The sequence below is a fragment of the Teichococcus aestuarii genome, assembly GCF_042651065.1.
In the GTDB taxonomy this organism is placed as follows: Bacteria; Pseudomonadota; Alphaproteobacteria; order Acetobacterales; family Acetobacteraceae; genus Pseudoroseomonas; species Pseudoroseomonas aestuarii.
The window spans coordinates 1-17,008 of the sequence record NZ_JBHSCH010000027.1 but is presented as its reverse complement, the minus strand read 5'-3'; the positions used below and the strand labels follow the sequence as shown (position 1 = coordinate 17,008).

Genomic DNA, 17,008 nt, shown 5'->3' with positions numbered 1-17,008 from the left:
CCCGCCGTCTTTGCGGCCCGGCGCGGCTCAGATGGCCAGCTGCGGCACACCCGGCAGCTCCGGCCGCGCCGGCAGGGTGGCCGGAGCGGGAAGGGGAGCGGGGGCGGGTGCCTCGGCGGGCGCCTCGGCAGGCGCCTGCTGGGGCGGCGGCAGGCTCTCCTGCGCCGGGGCCGCCGGCAGGGGCGCGGCGGGGAGCGGCGCCGTGGCGGGCGCGGCCGGCGAATCGGCGGCGGCCGGGGCGGGCGGCACCGTGCCGTCCGCGGTGGGGGCGGGGCCGGGCGGGCTCTCGTTCGGCACGGTGTAGTCGGGCACGATGCGGGCCTGGGCGCCGGCGATCACCAGCACCTTCTGCCCGATGGCCAGCGGCGTCTCGTCCCGCTGCGTCACCGAGACCAGCTCGCCATTCGGCTTGCGCACGACATACTCGAAGCCGGGCGAGGAGCCGACGCCCTTCTCCACCGCCGTGCCGAGCAGCCCGCCCAGCAGCCCGCCGCCGATGCCGGCGAAGGCGGAGGTGATGTCGCCGCCGCCCACCCGGGTGCCGACCACGCCGCCGGCGGCCGCGCCGGTCACGGCGCCGGTGGTGCCATCGGCCGAGATCTCGATCTGCCGGCGGCCGACCACCACGCCCTGCTCCACCTTGTTGGCCTGCTGCACGGCGCGGCTGGCATAGGTATCGGGCGAGTAGCTCGGGCTGCAGGCGGCCAGCATGGCCAGCACGAACATGGATGTGGCGATGGCTTTCAGGCCGGTCCTGGCAGCATGGGTCATGACGGCCCCCTTCATTCTCCGCGGCTTGCGCTGCGGCGCAAACTAGAAAGCGGCGTGCCCCGTGTCATCCCGCGCCGGTGTGCCACCAGCCATACGAAGTGTTGCGGGCAAGGTGTGGCGGGCAAGGTGTCGCGGGCGTGGCGCGGCAGGGCTGTCGTGCCGGGCCGGGGGGAGCAGGTTTTTCCAGCGGCGCTGTAACTTTTCGTCAAATTCCTAGTATGCGTATGGAGCGGCCGGGCACGCGCGGCCCGGCGCCCTTCGCTGTCGTGACCGCCGAGGAGACCCGCCCGTGCCAGACCCGCACCCACAACGCCCGCAGGCCGCCCCGGGTCAGCGCAGCCTGCAGCCCGTTGTCTTCATCGGCTCGGCCGCGCTGACCCTTGCCTTCGTCCTGTTCGGTGCGCTGGCGCCGGATGCCGCCGGCGCCACCTTCGGGGCGGTGCAGGGCTGGATCACCGCCGACCTGGGCTGGTTCTACCTGCTGACGGTGGCGGTGTTCCTGCTGTTCGTCATCTATCTCGCCATCAGCCGCCACGGCCTGGTGCGGCTGGGGCCGAACCATTCCGAGCCGGATTTCAGCTATGCCAGCTGGTTCGCCATGCTGTTCAGCGCCGGCATGGGCATCGGGCTGGTGTTCTTCGGCGTGGCCGAGCCGGTGACGCACTTCATGGCGCCGCCGGAGGGCGAGCCCGCCACCATCGCCGCCGCCCGCGCCGCCATGCGGCTGAGCTACTTCCACTGGGGGCTGCACGCCTGGGCCATCTACGCGGTGGTCGGGCTGGCGCTGGCCTATTTCAGCTTCCGCCATGGCCTGCCGCTGACCGTCCGCTCCGCCCTCTACCCGCTGGTGGGCGACCGCATCCACGGCCCCATCGGCCATGCGGTGGACATTTTCGCGGTGATCGGCACCATGTTCGGCGTCGCCACCTCGCTCGGCCTCGGCGCCCTGCAGGTGAATGCCGGGCTGTCGCACGTGCTGGGCGTGCCGGTGGGGTTCGGCGTGCAGGTCCTGCTCATCGCCGGCATCACGGCGCTGGCCACGCTCTCGGTGGCCTCCGGGCTAGACAAGGGCATCAAGCTGCTCTCCAACGGCAACCTGATCATGGCGGCGGCGCTGATGCTGTTCGTCTTCGTGGTCGGGCCCACCACCTTCCTGCTGCGCACCTTCGTGCAGAACCTGGGCGGCTATATCGACCAGTTCGCGCTGCGCACCTTCCACATGTACGCCTATGACCCGAACAGCTGGCTGGGCGACTGGACGCTGTTCTACTGGGGCTGGTGGATCGCCTGGTCGCCCTTCGTCGGCATGTTCATCGCCCGCATCTCGCGCGGCCGCACCATCCGGGAATTCGTCCTCGGCGTGCTGCTGGTGCCCACCGGCTTCACCTTCGCCTGGATGACCGTGTTCGGCGACAGCGCCCTCTGGCTGCACCTGAACGGCGTCACCACCGCCGTCTCCACCGCCGTGCAGAACGACGTGACGCTGGCGCTGTTCGTCTTCCTCGAGCAGTTCCCGCTGGCCACCCTCTCCTCCTGGCTGGCGATGGTGCTGATCGTCACCTTCTTCATCACCTCGGCCGACAGCGCGGCGCTGGTGGTCAGCACCATCACCGCCGGCGGGCGGACGGATGTGCCGCTGTGGCAGCGCATCTTCTGGGCGGTCTCTTCGGGCGTCATCGCGGCCGTGCTGCTGGCATCGGGTGAGGGGCTGCGGGCGTTGCAGACGGCCGCCATCGCCAGCGCGCTGCCCTTCGCGGTGGTGATGCTGCTGATCTGCTACGGGCTGCTGCGCGGCCTGCAGCGCGAGGGGCTGCGGCAGGACGCGCTGGCGCAGAACCTGCCGCCGCGCCAGGGCCGCTCCTGGCAGCGCCAGCTGCAGGGCATCCTCTCCCACCCCAGCCAGGCGGAGGTCGCGCGCTTCCTCGACGAGGTGGCGGCGCCGGCGCTGCGGGCGGTGGCGGAGGAGCTGCGCGGGCGCGGCCTCTCGGCCGAGCTGGAGGCGCGCGAGGGCCGGCTGCGCCTGGTCTCGATGCCTGGCGCGCCGGAGGAGTTCCACTACGGTCTGCGCCTGCGCCGCTACGCCATGCCGAGCTTCTCCTACTTCGAGAGCGGCCCGGATGTGGCGCCGCGCGAGCATTACTGGCGTGCCGAGGTGTTCCTGGAGGATGGCAGCCAGGATTACGACGTGATGGGCCTGACGCGGGAGGAGCTGATCCAGGACGTGCTGGCCCAGTACGACCGGCACTTCCAGTTCCTGCACGCCCTCCGCTCGGTGTGAGGCCGGCGGCCCGGCGGCGGGGCAACCCGCGCCGCCGCCACCGGTTGCCCCGCAGACAACCCGGAGCCGAGGAGACCAGCATGAGCCATCACCTCTCGCCCGAGATGCGGGCCTGCATCGAGAGCTGCCTCCGCTGCTACAGCATCTGCCTGTCCAGCTTCTCCGGCCATTGCCTGGAGGCGGGCGGCCCGCACACCGAGCCGGCGCATGCGCGGCTGATGCTGGCCTGCGCCGAGATCTGCCGCACCTCGGCGCATTTCATGCTGCTGGGCACGCCGCACCACCGCCACACCTGCCGGGAATGCGCCGAGATCTGCCGCGAATGCGCCGATGACTGCGAGCGCGTGGGCGGCATGGAGGAATGCGTGGCGGCCTGCCGCAGCTGCGCCGAGAGCTGCGCCGCCATGGCCGCCTGAGGGCCGCCGCCGGGGGCGGGCGCGGGCGACGCCCGGCGCGGCCCCCGGCCCGTTCCTCGCCGGCCGGCCCGCCCCGGCCGCGCGTATCGCGGCGTAACGGGGCTTGACCGCGCCGCCGCCCGGGCGGAAACCGGATGCTTGCGGTGTTCGGACCCCTCGTGTTAGGCGCCGCCGCACCGCACCGGACGGAAGCCGCACGTGAACCCGCCGCTGATCTTTGTTCTGAACGGTCCCAACCTGAACCTGCTCGGCACCCGCCAGCCGGAGATCTACGGGGCCGAGACGCTGGACGACATCGAGGCGCTCTGCGCCGAGACGGCGGACGCGCTGGACCTCGCGATCGACTTCCGCCAGAGCAACGTGGAGGGCGAGCTGATCTCCTGGGTGCAGGAGGCGCGCAACCACGCGGCGGGCATCATCATCAACCCCGCCGGCTATTCCCACACCTCGGTCGCGCTGATGGATGCCCTGCTGGCCTCCGACCTGCCGGTGGTCGAGGTGCATCTGAGCAACATTCATCGCCGGGAATCCTTCCGGCACCTGTCCTACGTGTCGCGCGCGGCACAGGGCGTGATCTGCGGCCTCGGGCCGCATGGCTACGCGCTGGCGCTGCGCGGCATCGCCGGCATCCTGGCCCAGTCCGAGCAGGACTGACGCGGCGCCAGGGCAACGGCAGAGAAAGAGGCTCCCCGAGAACGTCATGAGCGGCATTTCCTTCACCCCGGAGGCGATCCGGGCGCTGGCGCAGATCCTGCGCGAGACGGATCTGAGCGAGATCGAGCTGGCCGACGGCGAGAGCCGCCTGCGCGTCACCCGCAGCGTCACCGTGGCGCAGGTGGCGGTGGCGGCGCCCGCCCCGGTGGCAGCCGCCGCCGCGCCGGCCGTGGCCGTTCCCGCGGCGGCCCCCGCCGCGGCCGAGATCACCGCCAGCACGCCGGGCGCCGTCACCTCGCCGATGGTGGGTGTCGCCTATCTCTCGCCCGAGCCGGGCGCGGCGCCCTTCGTGCAGCTCGGCGCCCGCGTGGCGGCGGGGCAGACCCTGCTGCTGATCGAGGCGATGAAGACCTTCAACCAGATCAAGGCCCCCAAGGCCGGCACCGTGACGCGCATCCTGCTGGAGAGCGGCACGCCGGTCGAGTATGGCGAGCCGCTGATGGTGGTCGAGTAAAGGCACTCCGTGATGTTCAAGAAGGTGCTGATCGCCAACCGGGGCGAGATCGCGTTGCGCGTCCACCGCGCCTGCCAGGAAATGGGCATCCGCACCGTGGCGGTGCATTCCACCGCCGATGCCACCGCCATGCATGTGCGGCTGGCCGATGAGAGCGTCTGCATCGGCCCGCCGGCGGCGCGGGACAGCTACCTCAACGTCGCGGCCATCCTCTCGGCGGCCAGCATCACGGGGGCGGATGCCATCCACCCCGGCTATGGCTTCCTCTCCGAGAACGCCTCCTTCGCCGAGATGGTGGAGGCGCACGGCTTCGCCTTCATCGGCCCCACCGCCGAGCACATCCGCATGATGGGCGACAAGATCGCCGCCAAGCAGGCGATGCAGTCGCTCGGCGTGCCGCTGGTGCCGGGCAGCGATGGCGAGCTGGCCAGCCTGGAGGAAGCCCAGGCGGTGGCCGAGGCCATCAAGTACCCGGTGCTGATCAAGGCCGCCGCCGGCGGCGGCGGGCGCGGCATGAAGGTGGCCCACTCCGCCGAGGAGCTGGAGGAGGCCTGGCGCGTCGCCCGCACCGAGGCCAAGGCCGCCTTCGGCAACGACGCCGTCTACATGGAGAAGTATCTCGACCGGCCGCGGCACATCGAGCTGCAGGTGATGGCCGACATGTACGGCAACGTGGTGCATTTCGGCGAGCGCGACTGCTCCCTCCAGCGCCGCCACCAGAAGCTGGTGGAGGAGGCCGGCTCGCCCGCGCTGACGCCGGACGAGCGCGCGGCGATCGGCGCGCAGGTGACGCAGGGCCTCTCGAAACTCGGCTACCGCAACGCCGGCACGCTGGAATTCCTGTGGCAGGACGGCCAGTTCAGCTTCATCGAGATGAACACCCGCCTGCAGGTGGAGCATCCGGTGACGGAGATGGTCTGCGGCGTGGATCTGGTGAAGGAGCAGCTCCGCGTCGCCGCCGGCGAGCGGCTGGGCTACACGCAGGAGGACATCACCTTCAGCGGCCACGCCATCGAGTGCCGCATCACCGCCGAGGACCCGGAGAGCTTCGCGCCCTCGCCCGGCCGGGTGAACACCTATCACGCGCCGGGCGGGCTGGGGGTGCGGGTGGATAGCGCCCTCTACTCCGGCTACGCCGTGCCGCCGCACTACGACAGCCTGGTGGCCAAGCTGGTGGTGCACGGCAAGACGCGCGCCGAGGCCATCGCGCGGATGCGCCGCGCCCTCTCCGAGATGGTGGTGGACGGCATCAAGACCACGCTGCCGCTGCACCAGCGCATCATGGACGACGCGCAGTTCCAGTCGGGCGACTACACCATCCACTGGCTGGAGCGCTTCGTCGGCCTGCGCGGCTGAGGCCGCGCCCAGGATGACCGGCGCGGCCAAGGCCGCGTTGGGGAAGATCTGCGCGGCCAAGGCCGCGTGGGTGAACACGGGGCGGCGCTTCCGACAGGGCGCCGCCCCCCCCCGCTGTCCCGCGCCCCGGGGCGGCAGGAAGGCGGCCGGCACCGTGAAAAAGGCGGGTTGCCCCTTTCCCTTCATCTTTTGGCTATGCCCGGGACGCAGCCTGCGCGCCTTCCTGCCGTTAACCAGGACAGGACCGCCCGCCTCACGCCTCCGGGAATGTCGATGAACGGCCTGATTTCCGTCCCCCCGCCCGCGACGCCGCAGCAGAGCGAAGCCATGCCTCCCGAGGCCCGTTCCGCCTGGCGATGGGCCGTTCTGCGCCCCTGGCTGCTGCTGGGCGGTGGCGCCCTGATGGCGGCGCTGGCGCTGTTCGCGCTGCATGGCCTCTCGCGCGAGCTGGACTACGCGGCCGTGGTGGCCAGCCTCTCGGCGCAGAGCCCCTGGGTGCTGCTGGCGGCGGTGGCGGCCACGGCGCTCAGCTTCGTCGCCATGCTGGGCTATGACCTCTCGGCGCTGCGGCATGTGGCGCCGGGGGCGGTGCCGCCGCGCATCGCCGCGCTCGCGGCCTTCTGCGGCTTCGCGCTCAGCAACACGGTGGGGGTGGGGGCCTTCACCGGCGCCGCCGTGCGCTGGCGCATCTACGCCGCCGCCGGGCTGAAGCCCGAGCGCATCGCCCGGCTGCTGGTCTTCGTCACCGCCAGCTTCGTGCTGGGGCTGTTCGCCGTCGGCGCGCTCGGGCTGCTGATCACCGCCGAATCGGTCGATGACTGGTCGGGCCTGCCGCCCGTGCTGCTGCGCGGCGTCGCCCTGCTGTTCCTGGCCGCCATGGGCGGCCTGGCGCTGCTCGGGCGGCTCAGGCCCGGCGCGCTGCGCCTCGGGCGCTTCGTGCTGCGGGTGCCGCCCATGCGGCTGGTGCTGTTCCAGGGGCTGGTCTCGCTGGTCGATATCGGCGCCGCCGCCACGGTGCTGTGGCTGCTGCTGCCGGCCGGCGCGGTGGACCTGCCCTTCTTCATCGCCCTCTACGCCGTGGCCATCGCCATCGGCGCCGCCAGCCACCTGCCGGGCGGCATCGGCGTGTTCGAGGCGGTGGTGCTGCTCGCCTTCCGCGACACCGGCGTGCCGCTGGACCAGGTGGCGGCCGCGCTGGTGCTCTACCGCCTCATCTACTTCGCGCTGCCGCTGGGGCTGGCGCTGCTGCTGCTGGCCGGGTTCGAGGTCAGCCGGCGCGCGCACCTGCTGCGGGGCGGCACCCGCGCGGTGCGCGCCGCCACCCGGCTGATGCCGCGCTTCCTCGGCGCCACCGCCTTCGCCGCCGGCGCCGGGCTGCTGCTGGGCGGCGTCACGCCCCCCGCCGGCGAGATGCCCGGCCTGCTGGCCCCCGCCCTGCCGCTGCCGCTGTTCGAGGCCAGCCACCTGATCTCCAGCGTCGGCGGGCTGCTGCTGCTCTTCGTGGCGCATGGGCTGGTGCACCGGCTGGACGGCGCCTGGTGGCTGGCGCTCGCCCTGGCGCTGGGCGGCCTCGTGCTCTCGGTGGCGCGCGGCGGCGGCGCGCTGGAGCTGGCGCTGCTCGCGCTGCTGGCCATCGCCCTCCTCGCCTCGCGCGAGCGGTTCGACCGCCGCGCGCGGATGCTGGCGCCGAGCTTCACCCCCGGCTGGTGGCTGGCCGCCGCGGGGGTGGTGGCCGCCGCCGCCTGGCTGCTGTTCTTCGCCCACCGGGACGTGGCGTATTCCCGCCAGCTCTGGTGGCAGTTCGAGCTGGACGCCTCCGCCCCGCGCAACATGCGCGCGGCGCTGGGGGCGGTGCTGGCGCTGTTCGCCGCCGGGCTGTGGGCGCTGCTGCGCCCGGTCCGCCACGCCACCCACCCGCCGACGCCGGAGGAACTGGAGCGCGCCACCGCCATCCTTACCCGGCAGGAGCGGGCGGACGCCAACCTGGTGCGGATGGGCGACAAGGCGCTGCTCTTCGCCGAGCAGGGCGATGCCTTCATCATGTATGGCCGGCGCGGCCGATCCTGGATCGCGCTCTACGACCCGGTGGGGCCGAAGGCGCGGCGGATCGACCTTGTCTGGCGCTTCGTCGAGATGGCCGATGCCCAGGGCGGGCGCGCCGCCTTCTATCAGGTGCGGCCGGAGAACCTGCCGCTCTACATCGATGCCGGGCTGCGGCCGCTGAAGCTGGGGGAGGCGGCGCGTGTGCCGCTGGAGAGCTTCAGCCTGACCGGCAAGTCCCGCCAGCCGCTGCGCAGCGCGCTGAACCGCGCCGAGCGCGAGGGCCTCACCTTCGCGGTGCTGCCGCCCGAGGCGGTGCCGGCGGCGATGGCCGAGCTGTCCTCCGTCTCCCGCGAATGGCTGGCGCAGCACAATGCGCGGGAGAAGGCCTTCTCCCTCGGTGCCTTCGAGCCGGCCTATGTGGCGGCGCAGCCGGTGGCCGTGGTGCGGGACCTGCAGGGCGCCATCATCGCCTTCGCCACCCTGCTGGAGACGCCCGGCCACCGCGCCGAGATGTCGATCGACCTGATGCGCCACCGCGCCGAGATCCCGCCCGGCACGATGGACTTCCTGTTCCTGAAGCTGATCCTGCGCGCCAAGGAGAGCGGCCACGCCTATTTCGACCTGGGCATGGCGCCTCTCTCGGGCCTGGCCGCGCACCGGCTGGCGCCGGTCTGGCACCGGCTGGGCGGGCTGGTCTTCCGCCGGGGCGAGCGCTTCTACAATTTCCGCGGCCTGCGCGCCTTCAAGGAGAAGTTCGAGCCTGTCTGGGAGCCGCGCTACCTCTGCGCCCCCGGCGGGCTGGACCCCTGGGTGGTGCTGGCCGATGTGGCGGCCCTGCAATCGGGCGGGCTGCGCGGGGTGATCGGGAAATGAGCATGCGGCGGCGTCCGCTCCTGGCCGGCCTGGCCGGCGCCCTGGCCCTGCCCCCCGCCGCCCGCGCGGCGGCGCCGCGGCGCGACACCGCCGCCTGGCTGGTGGAGATGCCGCCGCGCCAGAAGCAGGGCGACATCTTCGCCATCATCCTCTCCGGCGATGGCGGCTGGCGCGACCTGGACCGGCAGATCGGCCGCCACATGCGGGACCGGGGCATCCCCGTGCTCGGCTTCGACTGCCTGAACTGGTTCTGGAAGCGCCGCTCGCCGGAGGAGGTGGCGGCGGAGCTGGACCGCGTCATCGCCCTCTACGCCGCCCGGTGGGAGACGCCACGCGTGGCGCTGATCGGCTACTCCTTCGGCGCCGATGTCATGCCCTTCGCCTGGAACCGCATGGCGGCGGAGAACAAGGAGAGGGTGGTGCTGATCAGCCTGCTGGCCTTCGCGAAGGAGGCGGCCTTCGAGATCAAGGTGGGGGATTTCATCGGCCTCTCCCGCCCCAGCGCCCTGCCCACCGCGCCGGAGATCCCCGGCCTGCCGCCCGCCCTGGTGCAATGCGTCTATGGCTCGGAGGAGGAGGCGGAGACGGCCTGCAACGCCTTCCAGGGCACGCCGGCCCAGCGCATCCGCATCAAGGGCGGCCACCATTTCGACGAGGACTATCCGGCCCTCGCCGAGCGCATCATGGCCCGCCTGCCGCGCTGAGGCCCGCGGCCATGCCGCAGGCTGGCCTCCGGCCCCCGGCGGCGTCATGATGGGCGCCATGTCCCGCCACCTGGTGGAAATCACCCCCGACCTCCTGCTGCGCGCCTACCGCGCCGGCCTCTTTCCCATGGCGGAATCGCGCGCCGGCAACCGCCTCTACTGGCTGGACCCGGAGCTGCGCGGAGTCCTGCCGCTGGAGGGCTTCCACCTCTCCCGCCGGCTGCGCCGCACCGTGCTCTCCGGCCCCTACACCGTGACGGCGGACACCGCCTTCGCCCAGGTCATCGCCGCCTGCGCCGCCCCCGCCCCGGGGCGGGAGGACAGCTGGATCAACCCCGAGATCGAGCGGCTGTTCAACGATCTCCACCGCATGGGACATGGCCATTCGGTGGAGACCTGGCAGGAGGGTGAGCTGGTGGGCGGCCTCTACGGCGTCTCGCTGGGCGGCGCCTTCTTCGGCGAGAGCATGTTCAGCCGCGCGCGGGACGCCTCGAAGGTGGCGCTGGTGCATCTGGTGGCGCGGCTGCGGCTGGGAGGGTTCACCCTGCTGGACACCCAGTTCATCACCGGGCACCTCGCGCAGTTCGGGGCGGCCGAGATCCCCCGCGCACTCTACAAGCAGCAGCTCGCGGAAGCGGTCGAGCGGCCGGCGCGGTGGGATCTGGACAGCGCGGAGATTGAGGCGGAGATCAGGGGGATGCGGGAGTAGAAACGGAAAAGGCCAGGAGAAGGAATTCCCCTGGACCCCGTCTTTTCTCTGCCCGTCTTTTCCCCGTCCGTCAGCTGCGGGTGGGGGCGGCCCAGAGGAGGTCCTGCTCGGGCAGGGGGAGTTCCTCCAGCTCGGCCAGGAAGCTCTCCGCCCAGCGGGTGGCGGTCTGCTCCTCCAGGCCGCGCATCATGTTCTCCCAGCGCTCGCGGCGCTCGGGCAGCGGCATCTTCAACGCCTTGTCCAGCGTCTCGCCCATCGCCTCGGCGTCCAGCGGGTTGACCAGCAGCGCGCCTTCCATGGTCTCGGCGGCGCCGGCGAAGCTGGAGAGCACCAGCACGCCAGGATCCTCGGGGTCCTGCGCCGCCACGTATTCCTTGGCCACCAGGTTCATGCCGTCGCGCAGCGGGGTGACGAGGCCGACACGGGCGGCGCGGTAGAACCCCGCCAGCGTGTCCCGCGCCACCGCGCGGGCCACATAGCGCACCGGCGTCCAGTCGAACTCGGCGTAGTCGCCATTGATGCGGCCGGCGAGCGAATCCAGCTCGCGGCGCAGGTTGCGGTAGCTGGCCACCTCGTTGCGGCTGCGCGCCGCCACCTGCAGGTAGGTCACCTTGTTCAGATGCTCGGGGAAGTTGGCCAGCAGGGCGGCGAAGCCGCGCATCCGGTGCGGCAGGCCCTTGGTGTAGTCCAGCCGCTCGGCGCCGACGATCAGCGCGCGGTCGCCCATGCTGGCGGTCAGGCGCTGCGTCTCGGGGCCGTAGGCGGCCTTGCGCGCCAGTGTGGCGAAGCCGCGCGTGTCGATGCCGATCGGGTGGGCGGAGAGCTGGGCGCGGCGCATCTGGCCGGCCACCTCGCCGCGCACGCCGCCGGTGGCGTCGGGCGTCAGGCCAAGGCCATCCTGGAAGCAGTTGATCATGCCCGCCAGGTCACGCTTGGTCTGCACCCCCACCAGGTCGTAGGCCAGCAGGTCGCGCAGCAGCCGCTCGGCGTCGGGAAGCGCCGAGAGCACCGCGAAGGGCGGGAAGGGGATGTGCAGGAAGAAGCCGATGCGCTGCTGGGCGCCCAGCGCCCGCAGCTCCGCCGCCATGGGGATCATCTGGTAGTCATGGATCCAGACGGTGTCCTCGGGGCCGAGCAGCGGGAGCAGCGCCTGCGCGAAATCCCGGTTCACCTTCCGGTAGGAGGCGGCCTCCGCCCGGTCGTACTCCATCAGCCCGAGGCGGAAGTGGAACAGCGGCCAGAGGGTGTTGTTGGAGTAGCCGGCGTAGAAGCCCTTGTGGTCCTCGTCCGACAGGTCGATCGTGGCGTAATCGATGCCGCCCGCTCGGACCTGGCGGGGCTCCAGGGTCGGGTTCTTGCGGGTCTCGCCGCTCCAGCCGAACCACAGCCCGCCGCTGGCCTTGAGCACGTCCTTCAGCGCCACGGCCAGGCCGCCCGCCGAGGGTTCCCCCCGCCGCGGCACCGCCACGCGGTTGGAAACGACGACTACCCGCCCCACAGACCGTGCTCCCACGAACGGCTCAAACGCATCGCCGACAGAATCAGGCCAACATGGGAATAGGTCTGAGGAAAGTTCCCCCAGAGCTGATTCCTTTTCGGGTCCAGGTCCTCTGCGAGTAGCCCCAGGTGATTCCGGCACGACAGGATGCTCCCGAACATGGCGCGCGCTTCCTCCGTCCGGCCGGCGGCAGCGAGCGCGTCCACGTACCAGAACGAACAAACGAGGAAGGCGGTTTCAGGTTTCCCGAAATCGTCAGACATATCGTAACGGTAAAGAAACCCGTCATGGATCAGCCGCCGCCCGATCATGTCGAGCGTGCCGAGGAAGCGCGGATCGGTGGCCGGCAGGAAGCCGATCTCGGGCAGCAGCAGCAGCGCCGCGTCCATCCCGTCGCTCTCGAAGCTCTCGACGAAGCTGCCGAGATGCGGCCGGAAGGCCTTCTCGCAGATCACCGCGTGCAGCTCGCGCGCCGATTTCGCCCAGCGCTCCGCCCGGTCATGCAGCCCGAGATGCTTGGCGATGCCGGACAGCCGCGCCATGCCCGCCCAGCACATGGCCGCCGAGAAGGTGTGGATGCGCGCCCGCCCGCGGTATTCCCAGATGCCGGCATCCGGCGTCAGGGCGCGGGCCTCGGCCTGCTCGCCCAGCTTCTCCAGCAGGCGGAACAGCGGCTCGCCGGCTGGGCGGGGCAGGCGCTGGTCGAAGAACATCTGCGCCGCGGCCATGATGACCGAGCCATAGACGTCGTTCTGCACCTGCTCGGCCGCCTGGTTGCCGACCCGGACAGGACCCATGCCCAGGAAGCCCGGCAGCGCTTCCTCGATGCGTTCCGGCATGGGGAGGGAAGGCACCAGGGGGTAGCAGGGTTTCAGCACGCCGCCCGGGGAGATCGCCACCACGTTGGTGACGTAGCGGATGTACTCCTCCATCGTCCGGGTGGTGCCGAGGCGGTTCAGCGCCTGCACGGTGAACAGCGCGTCGCGCAGCCAGCAGTAGCGGTAGTCCCAGTTGCGCTCGGTGTCCGCCGCCTCGGGGATCGAGGTGGTGAGCGCCGCCACCACCGCGCCCGTCTCCTCGAAGGTGCAGAGCTTCAGCGTGATGGCGGCGCGGATCACCGCCTCCTGCCACTCGAAGGGCAGGTGCAGGCCACGCGTCCAGTCCAGCCAGTAATTCTCCGTCTCGCGGATGAACTCCTGGCCGATCGCCTCCGCCCCCTCCGGCACCGTCTCGTCCGGGCCGAGGATGAGGGTGACGGGCTGGTCGAGCAGGAAGGGCGCCTCCTCGGCCAGGCAGGCCAGCGGCGCGTCGGTGGTGACGCGCAGCGCCGCGTCGTCGGTGAAGTAGCGCAGGTGGTTGGAGCCGGAGCGGCGCACCGGCTTGTCCCGCCCCCAATGGGCGCGCGGGCGGATGCGCAGCCGGATCAGCGGCTGGCCGGAGAGCGGCTCGATCCGCCGCACCAGCATGGGCGGGCGGAAGCTGCGGCCGAAGCGGCGGAAGCGCGGCGCGGCGTCGATGATGCGCAGCCGCCCGCCATGCTCGTCCTCCAGCTCGGTCTCCAGCACTGCCGTGTTGCGGCGGTAGGTCTGGCGGGTCTTGGTGAGCCCGATCAGCTCGCATTCCATGAACCCGTCTTGCGGCTCTGCGCCGCCGAGCAGGGCCGAGAAGATCGGGTCGCCATCGAAGCGCGGCCAGCAGAGCCAGGAGCAGCGGCCCTGCCGGTCGAACAGCCCGGCGATGATGCCGTTGCCGACGGGCGCGAGGTCGAGGGGCTGGCTCATGCCGGCAGCCGGGCGGCGATGCGGTCCAGCCAGGCCAGCACCGCGGCGGGGCCGGCGAAGTCGCGCGGGATGCGGTAGCCGGTGCCGCCCAGCGCGCGGCAGGCCTCGATGCCGAACTCGTCGGTCACGTCGTCGCCGATGAAGATGGGGGTGCGTCCGGCGAAGGGCGCGTGGCGCATCAGCCAGGAGACGGCCACGCCCTTATCGGTGGCGCGCGGCCGCAGCTCGGCGGCGGCATGGGCGGGCAGCACCTGGAAGTCGGTGCCCTCGGCGAGGCCGCGCAGGAAGGCGGCGGCTTCCTCGCCGCGCTCCGGCACGGCGCGGAAATGCAGCACGAAGCCGTGCTTCTTCTCCTCCAGCAGCAGGCCGGGGCGGGCCTCGGCGAAGGCTTCCGCCGCCGCGCGCCAGTCCTCGGGCGGGAAGGGCGGCAGCGGCATGGGCGGGATGGCGGCGCCCGGCAGGGCGGAGGCGTCGATGATGGTGCCATGCTCGGCGGCGAAGGCGATGGGCGGCGCCTGGGTCAGGCCGCGCGCCACCTCCAGGCCGCGGCCGGTGACGATGGCGACCGCCCCGCCCAGCCCGGCCGAAAGGCGCGCCAGCAGGGCGGGGAGGTGCGGCGGCACCACCACGGCGTCCGGGCGCGGGGCGATCTCGATCAGCGTGCCGTCGAGGTCGAGGAAAAGCGCGGCCTCGCGCTGGGGCAAGGGCGGGGCGTCGGGAAAGGCGTTCTGCTCCATGACTTCCCGATATGGCCGGATGCGGGGAGATGGGGAACCCTGGGCCGGAGGACTCGCGGCGCAAATTCTCCGCCAGCGGGTGCGGCGGAGGCTCCTGGCGGGATTGTGACCCGCGCCCCGGCCGGCCGGGGCGCCGGGCCGGCCCCTCACCGTGTCAGAGGCACTCCAGCACGCGCAGGTCGTAGACCGGGTGCTCCAGCATCGACACGCCGGGCGCGTTGGCGAACATCCAGCCGCGGAACACCGGGAGGCCGCGCGAATCGTTGCGGGTCTCCAGCACCTCCAGCCAGGCGGCGGCGTCCGGCACCTCCTCCGGCGGGCGGGCGTTGCAGGCGTGCACGATCACCCGCAGCGTGCCGAAGGTGGCCGGGCGGCCGAGCGGCGTCTCCAGGATGGTGATGCGCGCCGTCACCTTGTCCAGCGCCTGGAGCTTGGCGTTGCGCTTCGGCACCCAGCCCTGGTCCTGCGGCTGGGCGCGCAGCGGCGCCTCCGCCAGCGGCGTGGCGGCCAGCAGCAGGCCGAGCAGAAGGGGGCGCAGCAGCGGGCGCAGGCGGCGCATCAGCCGGCCCCCCCGGCGCCGGGCCCGGCACGGCGCGGGCTGGGCAGGGCCTGCACCATCTCGGCCAGGATGCGGCGCATCGCCGCCTCGTCGACGCCCATCAGCACGGCATCCTCCAGCAGGTCCTGCAGCAGGGTGGCGGCCTCCCGGTGGTTCTCGGCCAGCACCTTCAGCTTCTCCCGGCAGGAGACGGGCTGGCCGTCGGCGCCCGGCCAGCGGGCGGGCGGCTCCAGGCTCATGGCCGCGCGGCGGGGGCCGGGGCGGGCGCGGGCGCCTCGCCCTCCTGCTGCCGGGCGGTGTTCGAGGTCAGTTCCGTCACCGAGAAGATGAAGCGGCCCAGCAGTGATTCGAGGCTGACGGCGGACTGGGTGATGGTGACCTCCTGCCCGTCCTTCAGCATGGTCTCGGAGCCGCCCGGCACCAGCGCCACGTACTTGCCGCCCAGCAGGCTCTCCGAGGTGATCTCGGCCGAGCTGTCGTCGGGGATGGCGATGTCGGAAGCGACGCGCAGCCGCAGCACCGCCAGGTAGGTACGCGGGTCGATATGCTGCTCGACGACGCTGCCGACCTTGACGCCGCCGATGCGCACATCGGCGCCCGGGGTCAGACCGTCGATCCGGTCGAACTTGGCGCTGAGGGTGATGCCGCCGCCGCCGCCGACCAGGCTGCGCCCGGACTGGCCGATCGCGAACACCAGGAAGGCGGCCGCCACCAGCACCACCACGGCGCCGGTGAGGATCTCGGCGATGTTGCGGCCCTGCATGCGGCTGCCTCCGGCCTTGCCTGCGGCGATCTGTCCTGACACGGCCTCAGCCACCCGGGGTCCAGGCTTCGTAGTCGCCGGCCGTGGGGGCGCGGCGGGCGCCGGAATAGTCGTGCCCCGGCGGGCAGTAGGCCTGGGCGGTGCCGGTCAGGTTGCGCTGGTGCTCGCGCTGCCACGGGTAGCGCTTCTGCTCCGAGAGCGGCGCGTCGGTCACGTGGTGCAGCCAGCAATGCCACTCGGACGGCACGGTGGTCGGGTCCGCCTCGCCGGCATAGAGCACGAAGCGGCGCTTGCGGCCGTAGCCGAGCCAAGTCTTGCGGCTCTCGTAATAGGTGTTGCCGAAGCGGTCGGTGCCGATCTTGCTGGCGGTGAGGCCAGTGGTCAGCCGCTGCAGGAAGGACATGTCTCGGTCGGTTCCATGACTGGGCGAGGGGGTCGCGGTTACGGCCTCGCTCCGGGGGGGGGAGGGGGGTGTGCGCCGCCGGCTTCCTTCGCACATGCGGCGGCCGGGGAAAAGGGTGGTGCCGAGGGGGGGCACCCTTCAACGCCGGCGGAGCAGGATATTGGCCGGCTGTTTGCGCAATTACCACCAGATGCGGCTTCCGTGTGGGGCGGGGCAGCGGTAGCCTGGACGCATGGCACGGATCACGGCACGGGTTCCTGGCACTCCCTGGGCCAACACTTCCTGGAGCGGTCTCGCGCTGCGGCGCCTGCGCGCGGCGGCGGACCCCGATTCCGCGCCCCGCCCCGTCGCCCTGCCCGCGAGCTGGGAGGATGCGGCGGCCGAGGCGCTGGCGGCGCTGGCCCCCGGCACCGGCCCCGTCTCGCTGCCCGCCCTGGCCGAGGAATGGATCGGCCGCCTCGCCGCCCGCGCCGTGCCGCCGAAGCTGCTGGACGCGGCGGAGGCCGAGGCCCTGGCGCGGGAGCTGCGCGCCCTGCTGCTGGCCCGGCGCGGCGCCCCCGGCGCCAGCCTGTGGCGCAACGACACCCGCGCCGAGCCGCGCTTTGTGCTCAACCTGCCCGCCTTCCTCGACGAGGCCGGCGGCTTCGACCATGCCGCCTACGCGGCCGCCGTGGGCACCGCGGTGCGCGCGCTGGAAGTGGCCACGGGCGGCAAGGCCACGCGGCTGCGCGTCGGCTTCGCCGATCTCGCCGGGCTGCTGGCGGCGCTGGGTCTGGCCTACGACTCGGCCGCGGCGCGCGAGGTCGGCACCTGCCTCTCCGCCCTGGCGCGCGGCGCCGCCGAGCAGGCCAGCGCCAATGTGGCCGAGCAACTGGGCGCGCGGGAACCCGCCGCGCTGCTGTGGCCGGCGCGGCCCGCCGGCTGCGCCGTGCCCGGCCTCGCCGCCGCC

General features: G+C 72.5%; 16 protein-coding genes and 1 pseudogene. 9 read left to right on the top strand and 8 right to left on the bottom strand.

Translation table 11 applies throughout. The features are described 5' to 3' along the window. Nucleotides 1-27: 27 nt before the first annotated feature. Nucleotides 28-771: an outer membrane lipoprotein gene (locus tag ACFOY6_RS12195; RefSeq protein WP_109517931.1), complete on the bottom strand. Its 744-nt coding sequence runs from the start codon at nucleotides 769-771 to the stop codon at nucleotides 28-30. 289 nt (nucleotides 772-1,060) lie between these two features. Between ACFOY6_RS12195 and ACFOY6_RS12190 the strand changes: the two genes are divergently transcribed. The 8 genes from ACFOY6_RS12190 to aat all read left to right on the top strand — a co-directional run bounded on the left by ACFOY6_RS12190 (nucleotide 1,061) and on the right by aat (nucleotide 10,318). Further along, nucleotides 1,061-3,049, top strand: coding sequence for a BCCT family transporter (locus ACFOY6_RS12190; protein ID WP_379631392.1), 1,989 nt, complete (start codon nucleotides 1,061-1,063; stop codon nucleotides 3,047-3,049). A gap of 80 nt (nucleotides 3,050-3,129) precedes the next feature. Next, nucleotides 3,130-3,465 (top strand): four-helix bundle copper-binding protein, encoded by a 336-nt coding sequence (locus tag ACFOY6_RS12185; RefSeq protein WP_379631390.1) that lies wholly within the window; start codon nucleotides 3,130-3,132, stop codon nucleotides 3,463-3,465. 198 nt (nucleotides 3,466-3,663) lie between these two features. Then, nucleotides 3,664-4,119: a type II 3-dehydroquinate dehydratase gene (gene aroQ / locus ACFOY6_RS12180; protein WP_109517929.1), complete on the top strand. Its 456-nt coding sequence runs from the start codon at nucleotides 3,664-3,666 to the stop codon at nucleotides 4,117-4,119. A 46-nt stretch (nucleotides 4,120-4,165) separates the two neighbouring features. After that, entirely contained in the window at nucleotides 4,166-4,633 is a 468-nt protein-coding gene (gene accB, locus ACFOY6_RS12175; protein WP_109517928.1) for an acetyl-CoA carboxylase biotin carboxyl carrier protein, read from the top strand. 12 nt (nucleotides 4,634-4,645) lie between these two features. Further along, nucleotides 4,646-5,989 carry an acetyl-CoA carboxylase biotin carboxylase subunit gene (gene accC / locus ACFOY6_RS12170; RefSeq protein ID WP_109518027.1) on the top strand — a complete coding sequence of 448 codons (1,344 nt, stop codon included), beginning with the start codon at nucleotides 4,646-4,648 and terminating at the stop codon, nucleotides 5,987-5,989. Nucleotides 5,990-6,316: 327 nt separating this feature from the next. Further along, the gene (gene mprF, locus ACFOY6_RS12165) at nucleotides 6,317-8,905 is read left to right on the top strand and encodes a bifunctional lysylphosphatidylglycerol flippase/synthetase MprF (RefSeq protein WP_379650965.1); all 2,589 of its coding nucleotides are present in this window, start codon (nucleotides 6,317-6,319) and stop codon (nucleotides 8,903-8,905) included. Between the two features lie 2 nt (nucleotides 8,906-8,907). Beyond that, a complete protein-coding gene (locus ACFOY6_RS12160; protein ID WP_379650963.1) occupies nucleotides 8,908-9,609 on the top strand; it encodes a virulence factor family protein in 702 nt (233 codons plus the stop codon). Nucleotides 9,610-9,667: 58 nt separating this feature from the next. Continuing rightward, nucleotides 9,668-10,318, top strand: coding sequence for a leucyl/phenylalanyl-tRNA--protein transferase (gene aat / locus ACFOY6_RS12155; RefSeq protein WP_109517925.1), 651 nt, complete (start codon nucleotides 9,668-9,670; stop codon nucleotides 10,316-10,318). Nucleotides 10,319-10,388: 70 nt separating this feature from the next. Here the strand turns inward: aat and ACFOY6_RS12150 are convergent, their stop codons facing one another. The 7 genes from ACFOY6_RS12150 to ACFOY6_RS12120 form a co-directional block, all read right to left on the bottom strand. Further along, entirely contained in the window at nucleotides 10,389-11,816 is a 1,428-nt protein-coding gene (locus tag ACFOY6_RS12150; protein WP_109517924.1) for an alpha,alpha-trehalose-phosphate synthase (UDP-forming), read from the bottom strand. After that, a complete protein-coding gene (locus ACFOY6_RS12145; RefSeq protein ID WP_109517923.1) occupies nucleotides 11,804-13,597 on the bottom strand; it encodes a glycoside hydrolase family 15 protein in 1,794 nt (597 codons plus the stop codon). Before ACFOY6_RS12145 ends, ACFOY6_RS12150 begins: the two co-directional genes overlap by 13 nt. Beyond that, nucleotides 13,594-14,334 (bottom strand): trehalose-phosphatase, encoded by a 741-nt coding sequence (gene otsB / locus ACFOY6_RS12140; protein WP_379650960.1) that lies wholly within the window; start codon nucleotides 14,332-14,334, stop codon nucleotides 13,594-13,596. Before otsB ends, ACFOY6_RS12145 begins: the two co-directional genes overlap by 4 nt. A 154-nt stretch (nucleotides 14,335-14,488) precedes the next feature. Further along, nucleotides 14,489-14,893: a DUF2155 domain-containing protein gene (locus ACFOY6_RS12135; RefSeq protein ID WP_109517921.1), complete on the bottom strand. Its 405-nt coding sequence runs from the start codon at nucleotides 14,891-14,893 to the stop codon at nucleotides 14,489-14,491. After that, nucleotides 14,893-15,132 carry a hypothetical protein gene (locus ACFOY6_RS12130; protein WP_109517920.1) on the bottom strand — a complete coding sequence of 80 codons (240 nt, stop codon included), beginning with the start codon at nucleotides 15,130-15,132 and terminating at the stop codon, nucleotides 14,893-14,895. Before ACFOY6_RS12130 ends, ACFOY6_RS12135 begins: the two co-directional genes overlap by 1 nt. Beyond that, on the bottom strand, nucleotides 15,129-15,656 hold the full coding sequence (gene mlaD, locus ACFOY6_RS12125; protein WP_109517919.1) for an outer membrane lipid asymmetry maintenance protein MlaD: 528 nt from the start codon (nucleotides 15,654-15,656) through the stop codon (nucleotides 15,129-15,131). The genes ACFOY6_RS12130 and mlaD overlap by 4 nt, the downstream gene beginning before the upstream one ends. 46 nt (nucleotides 15,657-15,702) lie before the next feature. Then, complete coding sequence (locus ACFOY6_RS12120) at nucleotides 15,703-16,059, bottom strand: NADH-ubiquinone oxidoreductase subunit NDUFA12 family protein (protein ID WP_379631379.1); 357 nt, start codon at nucleotides 16,057-16,059, stop codon at nucleotides 15,703-15,705. 232 nt (nucleotides 16,060-16,291) lie between these two features. Between ACFOY6_RS12120 and ACFOY6_RS12115 the strand changes: the two are divergent. Then, a pseudogene (locus ACFOY6_RS12115) lies at nucleotides 16,292-17,008 on the top strand (hypothetical protein); the annotation flags it as partial.

Excerpts from the sequence above, each read along its gene's own strand:
- ACFOY6_RS12195 (WP_109517931.1), bottom strand. The coding sequence starts at position 771 with ATGACCCATGCTGCCAGGACCGGCCTGAAAGCCATCGCCACATCCATG.
- ACFOY6_RS12185 (WP_379631390.1), top strand. The coding sequence starts at position 3,130 with ATGAGCCATCACCTCTCGCCCGAGATGCGGGCCTGCATCGAGAGCTGC.
- accB (WP_109517928.1), top strand. The coding sequence starts at position 4,166 with ATGAGCGGCATTTCCTTCACCCCGGAGGCGATCCGGGCGCTGGCGCAG.
- accC (WP_109518027.1), top strand. The coding sequence starts at position 4,646 with ATGTTCAAGAAGGTGCTGATCGCCAACCGGGGCGAGATCGCGTTGCGC.
- mprF (WP_379650965.1), top strand. The coding sequence starts at position 6,317 with ATGCCTCCCGAGGCCCGTTCCGCCTGGCGATGGGCCGTTCTGCGCCCC.
- ACFOY6_RS12160 (WP_379650963.1), top strand. The coding sequence starts at position 8,908 with ATGCGGCGGCGTCCGCTCCTGGCCGGCCTGGCCGGCGCCCTGGCCCTG.
- aat (WP_109517925.1), top strand. The coding sequence starts at position 9,668 with ATGTCCCGCCACCTGGTGGAAATCACCCCCGACCTCCTGCTGCGCGCC.
- ACFOY6_RS12145 (WP_109517923.1), bottom strand. The coding sequence starts at position 13,597 with ATGAGCCAGCCCCTCGACCTCGCGCCCGTCGGCAACGGCATCATCGCC.
- otsB (WP_379650960.1), bottom strand. The coding sequence starts at position 14,334 with ATGGAGCAGAACGCCTTTCCCGACGCCCCGCCCTTGCCCCAGCGCGAG.
- ACFOY6_RS12135 (WP_109517921.1), bottom strand. The coding sequence starts at position 14,893 with ATGCGCCGCCTGCGCCCGCTGCTGCGCCCCCTTCTGCTCGGCCTGCTG.
- ACFOY6_RS12130 (WP_109517920.1), bottom strand. The coding sequence starts at position 15,132 with ATGAGCCTGGAGCCGCCCGCCCGCTGGCCGGGCGCCGACGGCCAGCCC.
- mlaD (WP_109517919.1), bottom strand. The coding sequence starts at position 15,656 with ATGCAGGGCCGCAACATCGCCGAGATCCTCACCGGCGCCGTGGTGGTG.
- ACFOY6_RS12120 (WP_379631379.1), bottom strand. The coding sequence starts at position 16,059 with ATGTCCTTCCTGCAGCGGCTGACCACTGGCCTCACCGCCAGCAAGATC.